At 36.2% G+C, this 20144-nt stretch carries 15 protein-coding genes and 13 pseudogenes; 16 read left to right on the top strand and 12 right to left on the bottom strand.

What is annotated here, in order from left to right; genetic code table 11:
- Positions 1-34 precede the first annotated feature (34 nt).
- The 5 genes and pseudogenes from AYJ55_RS35815 to AYJ55_RS32915 form a co-directional block, all read left to right on the top strand.
- Positions 35-121: pseudogene (locus AYJ55_RS35815) on the top strand (IS982 family transposase); the annotation flags it as partial.
- Positions 122-163: 42 nt separating this feature from the next.
- On the top strand, positions 164-529 hold the full coding sequence (locus tag AYJ55_RS09205) for an IS630 transposase-related protein (protein WP_063653415.1): 366 nt from the start codon (positions 164-166) through the stop codon (positions 527-529).
- The gene (locus AYJ55_RS09200) at positions 453-986 is read left to right on the top strand and encodes an IS630 family transposase (protein ID WP_162505291.1); all 534 of its coding nucleotides are present in this window, start codon (positions 453-455) and stop codon (positions 984-986) included. The genes AYJ55_RS09205 and AYJ55_RS09200 overlap by 77 nt, the downstream gene beginning before the upstream one ends.
- 27 nt (positions 987-1013) lie before the next feature.
- Positions 1014-1257: pseudogene (locus tag AYJ55_RS25545) on the top strand (transposase); the annotation flags it as partial.
- Between the two features lie 193 nt (positions 1258-1450).
- A pseudogene (locus tag AYJ55_RS32915) lies at positions 1451-1677 on the top strand (transposase); the annotation flags it as partial.
- 87 nt (positions 1678-1764) lie between these two features.
- On the opposite strand, the gene bioD reads toward AYJ55_RS32915, so the two are convergent.
- The 3 genes from bioD to AYJ55_RS09185 form a co-directional block, all read right to left on the bottom strand.
- Entirely contained in the window at positions 1765-2097 is a 333-nt protein-coding gene (gene bioD / locus AYJ55_RS09195) for an ATP-dependent dethiobiotin synthetase BioD (protein WP_187153213.1), read from the bottom strand.
- Positions 2098-2184: 87 nt separating this feature from the next.
- Positions 2185-3396 carry an ROK family protein gene (locus AYJ55_RS09190; protein WP_063656280.1) on the bottom strand — a complete coding sequence of 404 codons (1212 nt, stop codon included), beginning with the start codon at positions 3394-3396 and terminating at the stop codon, positions 2185-2187.
- A gap of 393 nt (positions 3397-3789) precedes the next feature.
- Positions 3790-5244 carry a DASS family sodium-coupled anion symporter gene (locus tag AYJ55_RS09185; protein ID WP_063655775.1) on the bottom strand — a complete coding sequence of 485 codons (1455 nt, stop codon included), beginning with the start codon at positions 5242-5244 and terminating at the stop codon, positions 3790-3792.
- Between the two features lie 169 nt (positions 5245-5413).
- Here AYJ55_RS09185 and AYJ55_RS35810 point away from each other — a divergent pair.
- The 3 genes and pseudogenes from AYJ55_RS35810 to AYJ55_RS09175 form a co-directional block, all read left to right on the top strand.
- Positions 5414-5524: pseudogene (locus tag AYJ55_RS35810) on the top strand (IS701 family transposase); the annotation flags it as partial.
- Between the two features lie 38 nt (positions 5525-5562).
- Positions 5563-5928, top strand: coding sequence for an IS630 transposase-related protein (locus tag AYJ55_RS09180; RefSeq protein WP_063653415.1), 366 nt, complete (start codon positions 5563-5565; stop codon positions 5926-5928).
- Positions 5852-6385, top strand: a complete 534-nt coding sequence (locus AYJ55_RS09175) for an IS630 family transposase (RefSeq protein WP_162505291.1) — start codon at positions 5852-5854, stop codon at positions 6383-6385. Before AYJ55_RS09180 ends, AYJ55_RS09175 begins: the two co-directional genes overlap by 77 nt.
- A gap of 18 nt (positions 6386-6403) precedes the next feature.
- On the opposite strand, the pseudogene AYJ55_RS31840 reads toward AYJ55_RS09175, so the two are convergent.
- The 7 genes and pseudogenes from AYJ55_RS31840 to AYJ55_RS34535 form a co-directional block, all read right to left on the bottom strand.
- Positions 6404-6642, bottom strand: a pseudogene (locus AYJ55_RS31840) (helix-turn-helix domain-containing protein); the annotation flags it as partial.
- 89 nt (positions 6643-6731) lie between these two features.
- A pseudogene (locus tag AYJ55_RS09170) lies at positions 6732-7419 on the bottom strand (helix-turn-helix domain-containing protein); the annotation flags it as partial.
- Between the two features lie 101 nt (positions 7420-7520).
- Positions 7521-8812: pseudogene (locus AYJ55_RS09165) on the bottom strand (FAD-dependent oxidoreductase).
- A 70-nt stretch (positions 8813-8882) separates the two neighbouring features.
- Complete coding sequence (ahpC, locus tag AYJ55_RS09160; protein ID WP_063655767.1) at positions 8883-9470, bottom strand: alkyl hydroperoxide reductase subunit C; 588 nt, start codon at positions 9468-9470, stop codon at positions 8883-8885.
- Positions 9471-9989: 519 nt separating this feature from the next.
- Positions 9990-10259 carry a hypothetical protein gene (locus tag AYJ55_RS28485; protein WP_063655764.1) on the bottom strand — a complete coding sequence of 90 codons (270 nt, stop codon included), beginning with the start codon at positions 10257-10259 and terminating at the stop codon, positions 9990-9992.
- A 112-nt stretch (positions 10260-10371) separates the two neighbouring features.
- Positions 10372-11355: an NAD(P)H-quinone oxidoreductase gene (locus AYJ55_RS09150; RefSeq protein ID WP_245677317.1), complete on the bottom strand. Its 984-nt coding sequence runs from the start codon at positions 11353-11355 to the stop codon at positions 10372-10374.
- A gap of 840 nt (positions 11356-12195) precedes the next feature.
- Positions 12196-12327 (bottom strand): hypothetical protein, encoded by a 132-nt coding sequence (locus tag AYJ55_RS34535; protein ID WP_281181113.1) that lies wholly within the window; start codon positions 12325-12327, stop codon positions 12196-12198.
- Between the two features lie 674 nt (positions 12328-13001).
- On the opposite strand from AYJ55_RS34535, the gene AYJ55_RS09145 reads away from it, so the two are divergent.
- Together AYJ55_RS09145 and AYJ55_RS09140 are read left to right on the top strand one after the other, a co-directional pair.
- Positions 13002-13748 carry a fumarate/nitrate reduction transcriptional regulator Fnr gene (locus AYJ55_RS09145; RefSeq protein ID WP_063656279.1) on the top strand — a complete coding sequence of 249 codons (747 nt, stop codon included), beginning with the start codon at positions 13002-13004 and terminating at the stop codon, positions 13746-13748.
- A gap of 287 nt (positions 13749-14035) precedes the next feature.
- Positions 14036-14415 (top strand): annotated as a pseudogene (locus AYJ55_RS09140) (transposase); the annotation flags it as partial.
- Between the two features lie 22 nt (positions 14416-14437).
- Here the strand turns inward: AYJ55_RS09140 and AYJ55_RS09135 are convergent.
- Positions 14438-15603: pseudogene (locus tag AYJ55_RS09135) on the bottom strand (IS3 family transposase).
- Between the two features lie 30 nt (positions 15604-15633).
- Between AYJ55_RS09135 and AYJ55_RS09125 the strand changes: the two are divergent.
- From AYJ55_RS09125 to AYJ55_RS25525, 6 genes and pseudogenes are all read left to right on the top strand, one after another.
- Positions 15634-15934: pseudogene (locus tag AYJ55_RS09125) on the top strand (universal stress protein UspE); the annotation flags it as partial.
- A 56-nt stretch (positions 15935-15990) separates the two neighbouring features.
- Positions 15991-17169: pseudogene (locus AYJ55_RS09120) on the top strand (IS256 family transposase).
- A 6-nt stretch (positions 17170-17175) separates the two neighbouring features.
- Positions 17176-17603, top strand: a pseudogene (locus tag AYJ55_RS32910) (universal stress protein UspE); the annotation flags it as partial.
- A 32-nt stretch (positions 17604-17635) separates the two neighbouring features.
- On the top strand, positions 17636-18001 hold the full coding sequence (locus AYJ55_RS09110; protein WP_063653415.1) for an IS630 transposase-related protein: 366 nt from the start codon (positions 17636-17638) through the stop codon (positions 17999-18001).
- Positions 17925-18458: an IS630 family transposase gene (locus AYJ55_RS09105; RefSeq protein ID WP_162505291.1), complete on the top strand. Its 534-nt coding sequence runs from the start codon at positions 17925-17927 to the stop codon at positions 18456-18458. Before AYJ55_RS09110 ends, AYJ55_RS09105 begins: the two co-directional genes overlap by 77 nt.
- Positions 18459-18480: 22 nt before the next feature.
- Positions 18481-18699 (top strand): annotated as a pseudogene (locus AYJ55_RS25525) (universal stress protein); the annotation flags it as partial.
- 44 nt (positions 18700-18743) lie between these two features.
- Here the strand turns inward: AYJ55_RS25525 and pntB are convergent.
- A complete protein-coding gene (gene pntB / locus AYJ55_RS09100) occupies positions 18744-20132 on the bottom strand; it encodes a Re/Si-specific NAD(P)(+) transhydrogenase subunit beta (RefSeq protein WP_063656278.1) in 1389 nt (462 codons plus the stop codon).
- Positions 20133-20144 lie beyond the last annotated feature (12 nt).

Here is a 20144-nt window from a genome sequence, read left to right as displayed (position 1 = left end):
ACGCTCTTTTTTAAATCAGAAGTGTCAGATTAAGTTAAGACTAATAAAAATGATGACACTGGTTGTTTTGTTTCATCAACTCCGATTCAGACAATTCAAGGTATTTTATCTCTATTATGTCCGTTTATAGCTAGGCGACTTAATTTTGATTACAAGGTGTGTTATGAGTTATACAATTGATTTTCGACGTAAAGTAATATCTGTAAGGAAAGCCGAAGGTTTAACAATTCGAGAAACTGCGAAACAATTCCGTATTGGAAAAGCGTCTTTAGTACGTTGGCTTAAACGACCAGAGCCAAAAAATTCAACGCCACGTAAGAGGAAGCTCGATAAAAATGCTTTAGCAAAAGATGTGGAACAGTATCCAGATGCTTACCAAAAGGAACGGGCAGAGCGATTCGGTGTTTGTAAAAAGACTATTTGGCAATCCCTTAAAAAGCTGGGATTAACCTATAAAAAAAACTCTATTCCATCCAAAAACCAACGAAAGCGACAGGCTGGCACATCAGCAAAAAAGACAACAGTATGAAAAAAAAGATAAATCTGTTGTTTTTATTGATGAAAGTGGTTTTTCACATGACACTCCACGAACTCACGGCTATTCCCCAAAAGGTCACCGTTGTTTTGGCCTGAAAAACTGGGGTGCTAAGGGAAGAACAAATGTTATTGGCGCTTTATTGGGAACAACCCTTTTTGCTATCGGATTATTTGATTGCAATATTAATCGTGATGTTTTTTATGTTTGGATCACAAAAATATTGCTCCCAGAACTTCCTGAAAATTCTGTTATTTTTATGGACAACGCTAGCTTTCACAAAGGTAAGAATATTGAACAGGCAATTATAAACGCAGGACACCAGATAGAATATTTGCCTGTGTATTCACCAGATTTAAATCCTATAGAACATAAATGGTCTCAAGCTAAACGTAAAAAGATGGAAACAGGATGCACTATCGATGACCTGTTTTTAATACATATGCTGTAATCAAAATTAAGTCGCCTAGCTATATTTCTCAGGAAGGAATTTCCTAACTTGCCATCATATTCACGCTGCGTAGAGTTACTTCCGCGCAGTGCCTTAGCTTTAACAGCACTGTTTGAGTCAATTAAGGGAAAGTGCACGGATCTGTCGGTTGCCGATTCTACTCCGATGACTGTGTGTGACAACTTACGGATTCGCCGGCATAAAGTCTTCGATGGGATAGCTGAACGAGGAAAAAACTCAACAGGTTGGTTCTTTGATTTCAAACTTCCACGAGTTTCGCACCAATAAAAAACGCTCTATTTTTAAGTTTAATTCAGCATAATATATAAATAGACAAAATCTTATAAATTAAAAACAATTTATTGTAATTTAAACAAATTTATACGTTTTAGTAACTTGCAAATTAACTATTGCTTTTAAGCCATTTCTGGAATTTTATATTCCTGTGCGAAACTCGTGTCAAGAAGAAAATGAAGCCTGTTGAACAGACTTGTTTTGACAAAGCCATCTTGCGTCATCGTTCTGTCATTGAAACGGTATTTGATGAGTTAAAAATCTTTGTCAGATAGCGCATACACGGCACCGCTCTCCTGCTAACTTTGTAGTGAATTTATTAGCCGAGCTGGTTGCATATTGTTTAATTCCATCTAAACCAAAGATACCTGTGGCAGGAACATATCTTCAAGCATAATTGATAATGCTTATCCCGAACTCAGGTTAGTTTAGGTGCCGATATGTGACACTGTAACCTATTGATGATTTGCGCATAACAAGTTAATCAGGGATTAATACGATTTGCTATCCATCCAACTAAACTAACGCCGTCTTGAATAATAGCATGCGCTGTTAAAACAGCATGGTTAATACAACAGGGTTGTATGCCAACAACTAAAATAACTGGCATTTCCTGTTGGATAACCCAGTCGGAATAAAACGTTTGCGGATTCACTAAGTGGCGCCACCCCCACCCTCCACAACCTTCAATAATAATATAATTGGCTTTTTGCTTTAGAATAGTTATTTTTTTATTAATTTGATTAAAATCAATAACAAGTTCTTTTTCATGGCTATTTTGAATCATCACCAGATTTATTTCATTAGCAGTTAGCAAAATCGGTGATGATTGTGAAATAATAATTGTAATTTTTAAAAGATTGCGTTAGCTCAATTTTTTACTTAATTAGCTTTTGTTAAATTTTTATCCCGCCATTAATTTAGCCAGCAGAGAACCATTATATAAGGCATCTTTAATAATAGCAGTCGCTAATATTGTTCCTTCATTATTAAATTTAGTAGCTACAAGGGATACTTTATTTTGGTAACAAGGTAAAGATTTTTGTCGAATTTGTTTAGTAATGACATGAAATAGCTGATTTTTTACCTTATTTAAAGGTGAGCCAATTAAAATTAATTGGGGATTGAAAATATTAACCATTACAGCAAGGGTATTACCGATTTGTCGCCCTACTTTTTCAAGAATATCAACAGCAATTGGATCTTGTAGATTAATAGCCTGACAAAAATCATCAATAGAGATTTTTTCTTTATTAAGGGTGGAACTGGGATATTGTTTAGCGATGGATTGCGCTTTTTTTAATATTTGAGGGATCGCAATATGGGTTTCCAAACAGCCTTGATTACCACAATAGCAATCTATACCCTCAAAATTGATATTAATATGCCCAATTTCAATCGCATGACTATTACCCAAAGCTAGAATACTCCCCTTGGTAATAATACAAGCGTTAATATGATCATCAATCGCAATTTGAATAATATTTTTTCTATACTTAGATGCACCGGAAAAAAATTCACTCATGGTCCAGGCGGTAGTACAGTTTTGTAAATAAATAGGTAAACCAATGCGAGCTTCTAATCGTTCTTTTAGTGGAAAATTTTTAATATTGTAATAAGGTGAGCTAACTATAATGCCGTCGATTGAATTAATAATAGCATTAGTAATTACACTAATTGCTACCAATCGCTCTAAACAGCCTTGATAGCAGGTAAAAAAATATTCGATTTTTGTTAATAACTGCTCGTTAAATGAATGATTATCATTGGCAATTAGCTCGGTAATATCTTCATGCAAAAGTTTATTATTGAGTTCATATAGCGATAGAATTAATGAACCCTGGTTAATTCTAATACATAAAAATTGCCAACCTTGGCTAACAATTTCTAAGCCAGTTATTGGTCTTCCCCTAAAACCTAAATCAGGAAATTCAACCTCCTTTATTAAGTGTGCATTGATAAGTTCTCTGGTAATTTTTGTGATACTAGCTGGCGCTAGTTGAGCTTTTTTTGCCAAGGAAATTCGAGAAATAGATCCAAGTTGATCGATAAGTCGATAGACAAGCTTTAAGTTGATCTGTTTTATTTGATCAGTATGCCCTACTTGCTCATTCATATAAATTTCACTCAATTTATTAAAACCAACTGCAATTATGAAGAGCATTTTTTTATATCACGAGTTTCGCACCAATAAAAAACGCTCTATTTTTAAGTTTAATTCAGCATAATATATAAATAGACAAAATCTTATAAATTAAAAGCAACTTATTGTAATTTAAACAAATTTATACGTTTTAGTAACTTGCAAATTAACCATTGCTTTTAAGCCATTTCTGGAATTTTATATGCCTGTGCGAAACTCGTGTATATGTGAATTTTGGCTTTTATTTTGTGATCTGGAATGCAGTTATAAAAAAAACATCTTATAGAAACGAGTATTGATAGCAATTATCTTAATCGTGTGTAGTGCTATTTTGAGCTGCAATTTATGCCATAAATAAATATTATTCTAATAAAAACCTACAGCTTTCCACCATAATAGACCAATTGTAAGAAAAATAGCCTGATTGACTAAACTAATAATAAAACCAACTTTCCACCATACACCCGTTGGTACGTAACCCGCGCCAAAAAGAATAGGTCCACGAGCATGAGAATATTGAGTTAAAGAGCAATAAAGGCTGCTAGAAAAAGCAAGCATCAATGCCGTGGGAACAGTGGGAATACCTAAATTGATACCGACTCCTAAGAAGACGGCATATAGTGCAGCAATTTGAGCATTACCGCTGGCAAAGAAATAGTGAATATAAAGATAGGCAGCATTAAGCATTAATAAAATAATAACCCAATTCGTATCATGCATGCTATGGCTAAGACTGTCACCAATAAGATTACCGAACCAAGTTGTAAATCCCAGAATTTTCAGTTCATTAGCCATCATTAATAGCGCAGCGAACCAGATAAGAGTATCCCAAGCATCTTTTTCTTTTTTTACATCTTCCCAAGTTAGTACCCCAGTAAGTAGTAATACAGATAAACCAGTAAAAGAAGCGGTTGTGGGATCAATACCCAATATATAACCAAATATCCATAGTATAAGCAGCAACAATACTGTAGCTAACATTAACCATTCATTACGTGTCATTGGCCCCATTTTTTTTAATTCATCATGTGCGATTTTAGGCGCATCTGGAGTATGACGAATAGTTGGCCGAACTAACCAATATATTAATAAAGGAATAATAATGAATGAGATCAGGCAAGGAACAATAGCTGCTAATAACCAGCTACCCCAGGTTAAAGTAACACCTGCATTGGCAGCGAGTTTGACAGCGAGTAAGTTACCAGTATAAGCAGTCATAAACATTGCCGCGGTAATATCATTAATATTGCCAATACAAGTGATCAGAAAAGTTCCTATTTTACGGCGTGATTCATTTTCTGGAAGGGAGCCAAAACCACGTGCTAATGAATCAGCGATCGGATAAATAACACCGCCACAGCGTGCTGTGTTACTTGGCATAGCAGGAGATAAAATCAAATCAGCCACCGCCAGACCATATGCCAATCCTAGCGTTCTTTTGCCTAATAGTCGGATCATCTGTAATGCAATTCGTCTGCCTAAGCCGGTTTTAATAAAACCTCTGGCAATCATAAAAGCAATTACGATAAGCCAAATTAAACTGCTATTAAGTTCACTTAGTGCAGTCATAATGGCATCACTTCCACTCTCATCTCCAGCGGCGTGACTAAGAGCAAAAATGGTAATTCCAATTAGGCCAATTGCACCAATGGGTAATACTTTAGCAACAATCGAAGCAATAGTTGCTACAAAAATAATAACGGTTTGCCAGGCAGCAATACTTAATCCTGTTGGTGGTTTTTGATACAAAAAAAATGTTGCGACTATAGTGATAATTACTAGTGGTAACCATTTTACTTGACTAGTTATTTTACTCGCCATAACTGCTCCTTCCTTCTGCTCAGTTCTATTTTCATCAACAGTATAATAGCACAGTAATAGTTTTAGAATGTTAAGATTTTAATGCATATCTTTTAATATACACGAGTTTCGCAAGCTCCGAAAAAGAAGTATAAAGTTCAAAACAAGAAAAAATTAGGACGTTTATATTTTGTCAGTTTATCCATGCATTAAAGATATCTACAAAACATTCTTACAGGTGAGCAGTGTGAGATACTCTGGTTTGGCGTTATCAGAAGTAAGCCCATCACCTTTGTCTCATTATAGCTAGGCGACTTAATTTTGATTACAAGGTGTGTTATGAGTTATACAATTGATTTTCGACGTAAAGTAATATCTGTAAGGAAAGCCGAAGGTTTAACAATTCGAGAAACTGCGAAACAATTCCGTATTGGAAAAGCGTCTTTAGTACGTTGGCTTAAACGACCAGAGCCAAAAAATTCAACGCCACGTAAGAGGAAGCTCGATAAAAATGCTTTAGCAAAAGATGTGGAACAGTATCCAGATGCTTACCAAAAGGAACGGGCAGAGCGATTCGGTGTTTGTAAAAAGACTATTTGGCAATCCCTTAAAAAGCTGGGATTAACCTATAAAAAAAACTCTATTCCATCCAAAAACCAACGAAAGCGACAGGCTGGCACATCAGCAAAAAAGACAACAGTATGAAAAAAAAGATAAATCTGTTGTTTTTATTGATGAAAGTGGTTTTTCACATGACACTCCACGAACTCACGGCTATTCCCCAAAAGGTCACCGTTGTTTTGGCCTGAAAAACTGGGGTGCTAAGGGAAGAACAAATGTTATTGGCGCTTTATTGGGAACAACCCTTTTTGCTATCGGATTATTTGATTGCAATATTAATCGTGATGTTTTTTATGTTTGGATCACAAAAATATTGCTCCCAGAACTTCCTGAAAATTCTGTTATTTTTATGGACAACGCTAGCTTTCACAAAGGTAAGAATATTGAACAGGCAATTATAAACGCAGGACACCAGATAGAATATTTGCCTGTGTATTCACCAGATTTAAATCCTATAGAACATAAATGGTCTCAAGCTAAACGTAAAAAGATGGAAACAGGATGCACTATCGATGACCTGTTTTTAATACATATGCTGTAATCAAAATTAAGTCGCCTAGCTATACTCAACTACAGCGCTTTCAATCTGTTCATCTACTCTATTTTTTACGTTAGGCACCCGTCGATTTTAATTAATTAAAGCGTCTATCCCACCATCGTTAACAAGTTCCTGGTAGCGATAAAACGTATCTCAGGATACCCCCATAATCTTACAGGCTTTTGAGACGTTATTAAGCTCTTCAGCGAGGTTAAGTAACCCGACTTTATGTTTGTGATAGGATTATTTGTTTGATACATAGAATTACCTTTTATTTAATTATCTAATGATGTTAATTAAAACCGGTAACGCTCTTTTTTAAATCAGAATTGTCAGATTAAGTTAAGACTAATACGCGTAAAATCACTAATCCATGCTGGGTGTAAAAAGGCAGAACCTTGTCATTTAATAAATCTGCCGCCGTTATCCCGCTTTTCGTTGTGTAAAGCTTACAATGAACGACTTTACTGTAAGTATCAATGTAAGTCTGTTGATAAACACGACCAACGCCTTTTAAATAACCGACATAAAAAGTGTCCTGTGACCCCAAATAACCCTGATGTGCTGTTTCAATCTCACCATTGGCCTCATCATCCTGTGCTTTTTTTTCGAGTGCGCTGATTTGTGATTCTGACAGGATAATCCCTTCTGTCGCTATTTTATCTTCTAGCGCCTTTAGACGTTTTTTAAAATTTTCAAGATGATCACGTAGCCAAATAGAGCGAACACCACTTCCCGAAACAAAAATTCCTTTTTTTCTTAGTTCATTACTACCGCGGTGTTGTCCGTGTGCAGGGTATTCAATCGCATACTCAACTACAGCGCTTTCAATCTGTTCATCTACTCTATTTTTTACGTTAGGTACCCGTCGATTTTGATTAATTAAGGCATCGATCCCACCATCGTTAACAAGCTCTTGATAGCGATAGAAAGTATCTCGGGATACACCCATAATCTTGAGACATTATGAAGCTCTTCTTCAGCAAGGTTAAGTAACCCGACTTTATGTTTGAGATAGGATTATTTGTTTGATACATAGAATTACCTTTTATTTTATTATCTAATGATTTTAATTAAAACCGGTAACTCTCTTTTTTAAATCAGAATTGTCAGATTAAGTTAAGAGTAATACGCGTTATCAATTTACATTCATCAGATAGTTGCTGGCGCTAAGTGATGCCTTCGCTCCTTCTCCTGCCGCAATGGTCATCTGTTTATAAGGCACAGTTGTGCAATCGCCGACAGCAAAGATACCTTTTCCTTTTTCATCAACCTTGATTTCACCGATTGCATTACGTGCAATTACGCCATCTAACCAATGGGTATTAGGTAGTAAACCAATTTGGACAAATGTTCCAGCAACCGCTAAATCATGTATAGAACCATCCTGCCGGTTTTTATATTGTAAGCCACTCATTTTTACACCATCCCCTTTGACTTCCAGGGTTTCGGCCTGCAAAATAATATCCACGTTACTTAAACTCGCTAGTTTCTGCTGCAACACTTCGTCTGCTCTCATTTCTGGGGCAAATTCTAATAAAGTAACATGCTCAACAACTCCGGCAAGATCAATTGCAGCTTCAACGCCAGAATTACCTCCACCAATCACAGCGACTCGTTTACCCTTAAATAATGACCCATCGCAATGGGGGCAATAAGTTACTCCTTTAGTACGATATTCTTTTTCGCCTGGCACATTCATATCAGGCCATTTAGCCCCTGTTGCAATAATAATGCCGCGGGAACGCAAAGTAGCACCCGATACTGTTTCAATTTTATGCAACTTCTCAGCCGCATCGGCGGGAATGAGTTTTGCAACCATTTGTGAGTCGATAATATCAATATCATAATCATTGACATGGCCACGTAGTGCAGTAGCTAATTTGGGTCCTTCAGTTTTTGACACAGAAATATAATTTTCAATATCAATGGTATCTAAAACCTGCCCACCACAGCGTTCTCCGATAATACCGGTACGAATACCTTTACGAGCAGAATAAATAGCGGCTAAAGCACCGGCCGGTCCGCTACCAACAATCAAAACACCATAAGGCAGTTGCTGATTTAATTTTTGGACAGTATTTTTTTCAGCATTAACATCAATTTTAGTGACAATGTCACTTAAAGTCATCTACCCCTTTCGCTGGATGGCCGCCAACTTGCAATAATGCAAAAACTAATGAGGTAAATTCATGACCTAATGGCAAGCCGGCAAACCGCTATCTTTACCCTGATTAGTAATTAAAAATGAAGGTTTACGTACTGTTAGATTATAAAAATTATTTTATCTGACAGTATACTAATGTCCTGTAATAATGTGCTTATCTCGGTAGATTTTTCACTATCATCTAAGGTTGTTATCAACTCAACTGGCTGGATTAATTTTTCTAAATATAGTTTAAGTTGATATTTCATATTGCTATCAAGCATTGCTTTATCCCCGAAAAAAACGGGTGCTAATGCACCCAAACACAGTAAAATTACTCACAAAAAATTTTAATTAAATTTTTCCTACCAAATCGAGTGAAGGTGATAAGGTTGCTTCCCCTTCTTTCCATTTAGCTGGACATACTTCCCCTGGATGACTTTCTACATATTGCGCCACTTTAATTTTACGTAATAAATCGGATGCATCACGCCCAATACCTTCCGCAGTAATTTCAACTGCCTGGATAATACCTTTTGGATCAACAATAAATGTGCCACGATCTGCCAATCCTAATTCTTTTTGTTCATCATTTTCTTGATATTTGCGCATCACTTCAAAATTACGCGTTAATGTCCAACTAGGATCGCCAATCATGGTATATTTAATTTTACCAATCGTGTCTGAATGACTATGCCACTCTTTATGAGTAAAATGGGTATCCGTTGAAACAGAATAAATTTCGACGCCTAGTTTCTGAAACTCTTCATAGTGATCAGCTAAATCACCTAATTCAGTTGGGCAAACAAAGGTAAAATCAGCAGGATAAAAGAAAAAAATGCTCCATTTACCTTTAATATCTTTTTCAGATATATCGATAAATTTTCCATCTTTAAAGGCGGTATTTTGAAAAGGTTTAATTTCTGTATTAACCAAGGACATTTTGCTGCTCCCTTCTATTTGATAGGTATTTAATATATAAACATAAAAGTATTACGTCTAATACCTTTTTACTATTAATTCAATAGGTATTACCTATTGTAAATAAATATAACATAAAAAAAACCGATGAATAAATCGATTTTGATTTGAGAAATAATGTGCCAGATTAACTTTAAGAATATCAATTAGAAAATGATAAGCACCACCGCAGACATTACTAATTACTGGCAAAGTTATTAGACAATTTTTGTGCAGTGACAAGAATATTATAAGTACAAAAAATGACTGCTTTGGCACATGTTAAAAACTTTGAGGCTGAATAACAACATCACCGGCACGCAATAATTGTTTTTTTCCCCAGCTATTAATAAAGGTAAACACCGATTCAGTTCCAAGTACAATAAAATAATTCATCATTTTACCGGTCGGAATAAAACGTAAATAATTGGGCTTGCTTGATACGGTAACAGGATCATGATAATACTGGTGAATTTTGCTTTTTCAACCAAATATTGTTCATTACCCATTACCTGTGGCAGGACAAATATTTTCCACCACCCAATCACCCTCTTCGGCGGGAGACGATATTACCTCAGTTTCAACGCCTTTAATGATTGTTTTAATAATTTCACCCTGCGTAGCAAGTCGCGCATAGACCGACTTACTTTTTTCAGCAATGCCAGTTAAACCTTTTTGTTGTGCTTGCTTGAAATAAGCCACAATATCTTTGGTCGGATACTGTTCTAACGAAGCTTGTTCATCATAGCCTAAAACTGTTAAAGGTAACAATATAAAAAATAATTTCAGGTAATTTAGACTGTTTATTCATATAATTTAACCATAAATTTTTAACTACAGAGTAGCTCTCAATAAAGTGAAAATAATGCTTAAAATACCAATATTAAAAGTGTTCATTAGCTAATACTAATTTACCAATTAAAGCTCCTGATTCCATAAAACGATGCGCTTTTTCTGCTTGTTCTAATGGATAAGTTTTAGCAATAATGGGTTTTATCTTACCTGAATTAATCAGTGGCCAAACCTTATTTTCTAACGCTGTTGCAATCGCTATTTTTTCCGCTAAAGTTCTTGCTCGCATTGTTGAACCAGTATGAACTAATTGTTTAACCATTAATGGCATTAAATTTAACTGCTGAGGTGCCCCACGCATCATACCAACTTGAATGATACGGCCATATTTAGCGGCAATTTGATAATTTTTATTAACATAATCGCCACCAATCAGATCAACCACCATATTGACCCCTTTATTTTGGGTATATTCAGCTATTTTTTCAGCAAAATCTTCTGTCATATAGTTAATAACTTTATCAGCACCTAAAGAAGATGCCACCTTCATTTTTTCCACTGAACCAACAGTAGTAAATACTTTAGCACCAAAAATTTTTGCTAACATGATGGTAACACTACCAATACCAGAGGTTCCACCATGAACGAGAACAGTTTCATTTTTTTTGAGTTGGCCAATTTGGAAAACATTAGCCCAAACAGTAAAAAAGTTTTCTGGCAATGCCGCCGCTTCGATATAACTAAGATCACCAACAGGTAAAGCGATCGCTTCATGTACCAGACAATATTCCGCATATCCTCCACCGGCAACCAAAGCACAAACTTTGTCGCCTTTTTTCCAACGCTGACAACCTTCCCCGATACTAACTACCTGACCGGCAATTTCTAATCCTGGTATTGGAGATGCATCTAATGGTGGTGGATAAACCCCCATGCGCTGAAAAATATCAGGACGATTGACACCCGCGGCGGCAACTTTAACAAGTAAATGTGATTTTGGTGGTTTTATCAGTGGTAATTGGGTGGGGTTTAGCTTTTCCGGCCCGCCAGGTTCAATAATTTCAATAGCAAGCATCGTTTTTGGTAAAGGGTCTATAAGGTGCGGCATTCAATAATAACTCCGTTGCTGAGTCAATCAACTAATTATTGTACTTGAAAGCCGTAAAATTTTCCTCTAATAATTTAACCAATATTTAATATATTATTTTGGTAAAATAGAAAAATAAAACAATAGTTTATTAGTACACGAGTTTCGCACCAATAAAAAAATGCTCTATTTTTAAGTTTAATTCAGCATAATATATAAATAGACAAAATCTTATAAATTAAAAGCAACTTATTGTAATTTAAACAAATTTATACGTTTTAGTAACTTGCAAATTAACCATTGCTTTTAAGCCATTTCTGGAATTTTATATGCCTGTGCGAAACTCGTGTAGTAATACCACTGAGCAATTAAATCAAATTCAGTTAATTTATAATTAATACCATCCATCTATTTCATTAAGAAATCTCGTCCCAAAACTAACTTTATGATTTATTTTGTAATTTATATAAAATTCAATCTCCATAGCATCAAAATTTTTCATTCTATTTTAATTCTTTGTGACTAGAAAACTGGCTTAAATTATTAAAATAAAATTTTTTGGTACTATTTGTGGTAATAAAATTGGCCCTCAACTTATCATTTATATTATTTTTTGTTGTTTTAAACACCTTTTAGTGACGGCGTCACTTACTGAGTTACATATATTATGGATAGCAGATTATATTGATTTTTAATATCAATGAAATAACTTATATAACATTTCATTGACATGGAATTTATTTGCGTTTTTTGGTTAGTCTGGAAAGTTGGCATTAGCTTTTTTTTTGACTAAAAATGTCTTTTTCATTACTAATCGAAGGATCAAAATTACCAGACCAGTGTTGCCGCTCTGAGAATCGACATAATATTGTTTGCGCAGAAAAAAAACAGCATTGCAGCATAGCAGTTGTTAATCTGCAACATGATGATAATAGCAATGCCTAATTGCCAACCTTTCACTCTTCACTACCTGCTTAGCTATTTTCTATAAAAAAAATAATAAAAAACCAATAAAACTATTTCTATAAGTCACGAGTTTCGCTCAGGCATATAAAATTCCAGAAATGGCTTAAAAGCAATGGTTAATTTGCAAGTTACTAAAACGTATAAATTTGTTTAAATTACAATAAGTTGCTTTTAATTTATAAGATTTTGTCTATTTATATATTATGCTGAATTAAACTTAAAAATAGAGCATTTTTTTATTGGTGCGAAACTCGTGTAAGTTATTAATTAATTGATAAAATTTAAAAAAACGTTGGTTTTAATCATATATTGATTAATAAAATCTATCGATATCAATATGTTTTATAATAAAAAAACTTTATTAAGTAATATTATTAGAAAATAAATTTCACTAAAAACAAATAAATAAAGTTTAAAGTTAAAAATAATAACATTTTTAAAACTAATTAAAATTTAATACATTATTAGACAAAATTTGATTTTATTTTTACTTTTCTATAAGTTATAACAATTAGCTTAAGTAAATAAATGACTGTCAAGTGAACTGCATATATTGATAATATTAGTTAAATAACAATACAACTAATTATAAATTCTTTTACTCAAGCGTAGAATATGTGTTAAAATTGACTAAAATCAATATTTCTTATCATAATGAGTCAAGTAATATGATCCCAGAAAAACGCGTTGTTCGCCGAATCCAGTCTGGTGGCTGCGCTATCCATTGCCAGGACTGCAGTATTAGCCAGCTTTGTATTCCATTCACATTGAATGAACATGAACTGGATCAACTCGATAATATTATTGAACGTAAAAAACCAATCCAAAAAGGACAGACTCTATTTAAAGCAGGTGATGAATTAAAATCACTGTATGCCATTAGATCTGGTACCATAAAAAGCTATACCATTACCGAGGAAGGTGATGAACAAATTACCGGTTTCCATTTAGCAGGTGATCTTGTAGGTTTTGATGCTATAATCAATAATCAACACTTAAGCTTTACCCAAGCTCTTGAAACTTCAATGGTTTGTGAAATCCCTTTTGAAACACTTGACGATCTTTCCGGTAAAATGCCTAATTTGCGACAGCAAATAATGAAATTAATGAGCAGTGAAATTAAAGATGATCAAGAAATGATATTACTGCTTTCGAAAAAAAATGCTGAAGAAAGATTGGCTGCTTTTATTTATAATCTGTCACGCCGTTTTGCTCAACGTGGCTTTTCAGCTAAAGAATTCCGCCTAACAATGACTCGGGATGATATTGGTAATTATCTTGGATTAACCGTTGAAACAATTAGTCGTCTGTTAGGTCGCTTCCAAAAAAATAATACTCTTAGCGTTAAAGGTAAATATATCACAATTAATGATATGTATAAGCTGACCGAAATTGCAGGTAAAACCTCAGCCTAAACAACGATATAAATGTAAGTCAGATCACATTAACTTATTATTTTTTGTGATTTGGCTATGCTACTATCTATTATCCCAACCCATATTGGTTTATCTTTAGTGATATAAATGTTACCTAGCCTCTAAGAGGAACCATTATGGCTAATTACCGTAATCTGTTAGTTGCTATCGATCCAATCAGGATGACCAACCTGCACTTCGACGTGCTATGTATTGTAGTGGCATACTAAATTTGGCCACCTAAGTTGAGGTGATATGCTTACCTCATAATTTTTATAGGTGCCGAAATGAGTAAAATAATTACTGCTGAATTTAAATGTGAAACCGCCAAATTAGTCCTTGACCAAAATTACACCTACCAGGAAGCCGCGAAAGGCATGAACGTCAGTCTTTCAGCGATTAGCCGGTGGGTAAGAGCCCTTCGTTTAGAACGTCAAGGGAAAACATCGCCTGGTCTGCCATTAACACCTGAACAAATTGAGTTCAGAGAAATGAAGAAAAAAATCCACCGGCTGGAAATGGAGAATGACATCTTAAAAAAGGCTACTGCGCTCTTAATGTCCGACTCACTGAAAAATTTTCGGTAGTTGAAAAGCTAAGAGTGCTTTATCCGGTGAAAACTTTGTGTCGTATTTTTAATGTTCACCGAAGCAGTTATCGCTATTGGTGTCGGCCTAAGGATGTAGTGGTCAACTAAAATTGGCCACCCTACCTGACTGTTCACGGAACAGTCGCTCTGATTCGTTTGGCGTTAATCCACCGTTATACCAGTGAGGTCTTATATCGCTATAGTAGTGGGTTATGTAGCGAATAATGGCTGACTGAGCAGTACTAAAGCTTTGGTAGCCAGTCGTTGGCACCCATTCGGTCTTCAGACTACGGAAGAATCGTTCCATCGGACTATTATCCCAACAATTCCCTCTGCGACTGATACTTTGGGTCATCTGATAACGCCACAATGCCTGCCTATACTGACGACTGGTATAATGACTTCCCTGATCACTATGGAACATCACCTGTTTTGGATGCCCACGTAGTTCCCAAGCCATTTGTAGTGCTTTGGCTGTTAATTCTGAATCTGGTGCAAATGACATTGCCCAGCCCACCGGTTTTCGGGCAAACAAATCCAATACCACAGCCAGATAGGCCCATCGTGAGCCTGTCCAAATATAGGTTACATCGCCGCACCAAACCTGGTCAGGCTTTGTAACAGCGAACTGCCTATTGAGCAGATTTGGAATATCAATACGTTCATTTCCACCGCGGTTGTATTTATGTTTTCGCTCTTGGCAACTGACGATGATTAATTCTTTCATCAACTTACCCGCTAACCACCGCCCAAGTTTCACGTTGTGTGTATTGGTAACCATCGTGGCGATAGTCCTTGCGCCAGCAGAGCCGCCACTAACGTTCCACGCTTCGCTGACTAGGCTACGTTTTATCGTCCGCTCAATATCTGGCTCCTTAGGCCGACACCAATAGCGATAACTGCTTCGGTGAACATTAAAAATACGACACAAAGTTTTCACCGGATAAAGCACTCTTAGCTTTTCAACTACCTAAAATTTTTCAGTGAGTCGGACATTAAGAGCGCAGTAGCCTTTTTTAAGATGTCATTCTCCATTTCCAGCCGGTGGATTTTTTTCTTCATTTCTCTGAACTCAATTTGTTCAGGTGTTAATGGCAGACCAGGCGATGTTTTCCCTTGACGTTCTAAACGAAGGGCTCTTACCCACCGGCTAATCGCTGAAAGACTGACGTTCATGCCTTTCGCGGCTTCCTGGTAGGTGTAATTTTGGTCAAGGACTAATTTGGCGGTTTCACATTTAAATTCAGCAGTAATTATTTTACTCATTTCGGCACCTATAAAAATTATGAGGTAAGCATATCACCTCAACTTAGGTGGCCAAATTTAGTATGCCACTACAATAGTACAACACAATGGTGGACGCATTAAGGCTTTCTTGCCCATTTATGATCTCTCTTATGACATGACAACCTTATTATCCCCTGAAGAACACAATGCTATGCGCAAAGGCGTTATTAGTCAGCGAAAAGTATGGATAAAACAGCAAGCACACTACTATTTAGAAGCCGGCATTGATATTGAAATTAAAGTAATATGGCATAACAAACCATATGAAGCGATTATTCAAGAAGTTATTGCTGACAAACATGATTTATTAGGTAGTGTTCAAAAATCTGTGTCATATCTTAAACTCAAAAAAAAGAGGTATGACATATGAGAAATCAATCATTTAATTTTGATGAAGCGTTGAAGCAATTACAATCAGGTAAAAATTTACTCGGTACGGATGGAATACTCACACCACTCATAAAACAGCTGACCGAAGCTGCCCTGCAGGCAGAAATAGAACACTACCTATCGACAACGTCAATCGATACGCGTAAAAATGGCTATACTCGAAAAACGGTTAAATCGACATCAGGTCAATTTGAACTGAAAACGCCCAGAGACAGGTCAGGTGCTTTTGAGCCTCAGCTCATTAAGAAAAATCAGACAAAATTATCAGAGGATATTGATAACAAAATCCTATCGTTATTTGCATTAGGCATGAGTTATCGTGATATTCAAAAACATGTTGCAGAATTATATGGACTGGAAATATCAGATGGAGCTATTACGCATATTACTGACAAATTACTCCCTGAATTAAAAGCCAGGCAACAACTCCCTCTGGAAGCGCTCTATCCTTTTGTCTGGCTCGATGCCATTCATTACAAGATAAAACATGATGGTCACTATATCAATAAGGTAATCTACACAGTACTTGGACTAACCACCGATGGGCATAAGGAATTGTTAGGACTCTATATGTCTGAAACAGAAGGAGCACATCATTGGCTGAGCGTTCTGACTTACATAACCGTGGTATACAAGATATTTTAATCGCTTGTGTTGACGGATTAAAAGGGTTTCCAGAAGCGATAGCCAGTATTTTCCCGCAGACAGAAGTTCAGCTATGCGTAGTTCATCAAATTCGCAATAGCTTACGTTATATTGCCAGTAAAAACCAAAAAGCCTTTATGGCTAAGCCGGTTTATCGTGCAGATACTAAAGCGGCTGCTGAGCCTTGATGAACTGGAAACGAAATGGGGTGAAAAATACCCGATAGTGCTAGAAATCCTGGCGAAGTAAATGGGAGTTGCTCAGTGCTTATTTTCGATACCCTAACCCATTTATACGACCAATGCAGTAGAGGCGGTTCATCGGCAGTTTAGGACATTAACTAAAACCAAAGGGGCTTTTCCTAATGAAAACAGCTTATTAAAATTACTCTATATTGGCATCAATCAGGTATCCAACAAATGGACTATGCCGATTAGTAACTGGGCGTTAACCATTGCTCAATTATCCATCTATTTTAAAGGGCGCCTAGATGGTATAATCAAAATATAAAATCCCCTGACACAGAATTATGAACACCCTCATTTATTATTAAAAATGGTGCATCAAAATGACCATTTTGATTCCATGATATTCACTTCCCTTGATAGGCATCTACTTCGTAAATGCCCTTGCCCAGTCTGGACGGTAAAAGATAAAGTATGGCCTAATGATGGCGCTATTGCTGTTGCAGTTAATTTATCTAATGAAGAATCCTATCATGATAAACTTAATATTAAACTAATCCAGGAAACAGAAAATATCAGTCATAGGATTGTTAAAAATCCACATATTCATCTCGTTAGTGCCTACCCTGTCGCGCCAATAAATATCGCTATTGAATACCAGATTTTGATCCAAATATCTATAATCAGGCTCTGCGGGCACAGCACCTTCTTGCAATGAAAAAATTAAGACAAAGATTTACCATTGATGAAAAATATAGCTAGGCGACTTAATTTTGATTACAAGGTGTGTTATGAGTTATACAATTGATTTTCGACGTAAAGTAATATCTGTAAGGAAAGCCGAAGGTTTAACAATTCGAGAAACTGCGAAACAATTCCGTATTGGAAAAGCGTCTTTAGTACGTTGGCTTAAACGACCAGAGCCAAAAAATTCAACGCCACGTAAGAGGAAGCTCGATAAAAATGCTTTAGCAAAAGATGTGGAACAGTATCCAGATGCTTACCAAAAGGAACGGGCAGAGCGATTCGGTGTTTGTAAAAAGACTATTTGGCAATCCCTTAAAAAGCTGGGATTAACCTATAAAAAAAACTCTATTCCATCCAAAAACCAACGAAAGCGACAGGCTGGCACATCAGCAAAAAAGACAACAGTATGAAAAAAAAGATAAATCTGTTGTTTTTATTGATGAAAGTGGTTTTTCACATGACACTCCACGAACTCACGGCTATTCCCCAAAAGGTCACCGTTGTTTTGGCCTGAAAAACTGGGGTGCTAAGGGAAGAACAAATGTTATTGGCGCTTTATTGGGAACAACCCTTTTTGCTATCGGATTATTTGATTGCAATATTAATCGTGATGTTTTTTATGTTTGGATCACAAAAATATTGCTCCCAGAACTTCCTGAAAATTCTGTTATTTTTATGGACAACGCTAGCTTTCACAAAGGTAAGAATATTGAACAGGCAATTATAAACGCAGGACACCAGATAGAATATTTGCCTGTGTATTCACCAGATTTAAATCCTATAGAACATAAATGGTCTCAAGCTAAACGTAAAAAGATGGAAACAGGATGCACTATCGATGACCTGTTTTTAATACATATGCTGTAATCAAAATTAAGTCGCCTAGCTATATACCCATGTTGTTGAAGGATACGCTGAGAAAAAAATCCCTGAAATCTGTGACGAATTACATGCAGGTATTGTTGTATTGGGTATTTTAGGCAGAACAGGTATTTCAGCGGCTTTTTTAGGCAATACTGCTGAACAGATCATTGATAAGTTAAAATGTGATTTATTGGCCATTAAACCGGACGGTTTTGTCTGTCCAATAAATCCAGCAAATGATTAACAACCCATTGGCCCGCTCAAATAGGGCCATTATTATTAAAAAACTTATAAAGCGCGCAAAATAGCTTCTACGCTAACTTTGGCATCACCGAATAGCATTTGGGTATTTTCCTTAAAAAATAACGGATTCTGAATGCCTGCATAACCGGTATTCATTGAGCGTTTAAATACAATAACATTTTGCGCTTTCCAAACCTCCAGGACTGGCATTCCCGCTATTGGGCTATTGGGATCATCTTGTGCGGCTGGGTTAACAGTATCATTTGCCCCAATCACTAATACCGTGTCTGTACTAGCAAAATCATCATTTATTTCATCGAGCTCCAAAACGATGTCGTAAGGTACTTTCGCTTCAGCTAATAATACATTCATATGACCAGGCAGACGTCCGGCAACAGGATGGATCGCAAAGAGAACATTAATCCCTTTTTCACGTAATTTTACCGTAATATCGTGAATAGGGTATTGAGCTTGAGCCACCGCCATACCATAACCGGGAGCAATAATCACCGAATGGGAATTTTTTAACAGCTCAGCAACTTCATCCGCTGTAGTTTCCCGATAATTTCCCAGGCTATGTTCATCATCGATTAATATCCCGTCAGTGCCAAACCCGCCGGCTATAACACTAATAAATGAGCGATTCATGGCTTTACACATAATATAAGATAAAATCGCACCTGAAGAACCCACTAGCGCGCCAGTAACAATAAGCAAGTCGTTACTTAGCATAAAACCTGCAGCAACAGCGGCCCATCCTGAATAAGAGTTTAGCATTGATACCACAACCGGCATATCTGCACCACCAATTGAGGAAACTAAGTGCCAGCCAAATGCTAAAGCAATGATGGTCATCATTAATAAGACAAATACTTGCAAACCAGTAGCTGTCGTTTTTACGAAAATAAATAGCAAAATAAATGAAATTAATAACGCCAATAAATTAAGTTTATGGCGATTAGGAAGCATTAAGGGTTTAGAAGCTATTTTTCCGCATAATTTACCATAAGCAACAATTGAACCAGTAAATGTTACCGCCCCAATAAAAATACCCAGGAAAATTTCTGTCAGATGAATATTCTCCATTATCCTATCTGAGAATACATCGTGAGCAATAAAGCTATTAAAACCAACTAAAACAGCAGCCAGACCGACAAAACTATGCAAAATAGCAACCAATTCTGGCATCTCAGTCATTGCGACTTTATTTGCTAAACGCACCCCAATAAGTCCACCAATAACCATTGCAATAATAATCCAGCCAATATTATGCGCATCGGGACCTAAGATTGTTGCAATTAAAGCGATTGCCATTCCGATAATACCTAATATATTACCCCGCTTAGAACTTTCGTGACGAGACAAACTTGCCAGGCTGAAAATAAATAAGATGGCCGCCACGATATATGCCGCTGTTACCATTCCACTCGACATCATTTTAACTCC

Origin of the sequence: Candidatus Arsenophonus triatominarum (assembly GCF_001640365.1) — a bacterium.
GTDB lineage: Bacteria > Pseudomonadota > Gammaproteobacteria > Enterobacterales > Enterobacteriaceae > Arsenophonus > Arsenophonus triatominarum.
The sequence above is the reverse complement of the archived record's forward strand: the minus strand, read 5'-3'. Positions and strand labels throughout refer to the sequence as shown.

Bases quoted from the DNA above. Each gene is read 5' to 3' on its own strand.
- AYJ55_RS09205 (WP_063653415.1), top strand. From the start codon at position 164: ATGAGTTATACAATTGATTTTCGACGTAAAGTAATATCTGTAAGGAAA.
- AYJ55_RS09190 (WP_063656280.1), bottom strand. From the start codon at position 3,396: ATGAATGAGCAAGTAGGGCATACTGATCAAATAAAACAGATCAACTTA.
- AYJ55_RS09185 (WP_063655775.1), bottom strand. From the start codon at position 5,244: ATGGCGAGTAAAATAACTAGTCAAGTAAAATGGTTACCACTAGTAATT.
- AYJ55_RS09180 (WP_063653415.1), top strand. From the start codon at position 5,563: ATGAGTTATACAATTGATTTTCGACGTAAAGTAATATCTGTAAGGAAA.
- ahpC (WP_063655767.1), bottom strand. From the start codon at position 9,470: ATGTCCTTGGTTAATACAGAAATTAAACCTTTTCAAAATACCGCCTTT.
- AYJ55_RS09150 (WP_245677317.1), bottom strand. From the start codon at position 11,355: ATGCTTGCTATTGAAATTATTGAACCTGGCGGGCCGGAAAAGCTAAAC.
- AYJ55_RS09145 (WP_063656279.1), top strand. From the start codon at position 13,002: ATGATCCCAGAAAAACGCGTTGTTCGCCGAATCCAGTCTGGTGGCTGC.
- AYJ55_RS09110 (WP_063653415.1), top strand. From the start codon at position 17,636: ATGAGTTATACAATTGATTTTCGACGTAAAGTAATATCTGTAAGGAAA.
- pntB (WP_063656278.1), bottom strand. From the start codon at position 20,132: ATGTCGAGTGGAATGGTAACAGCGGCATATATCGTGGCGGCCATCTTA.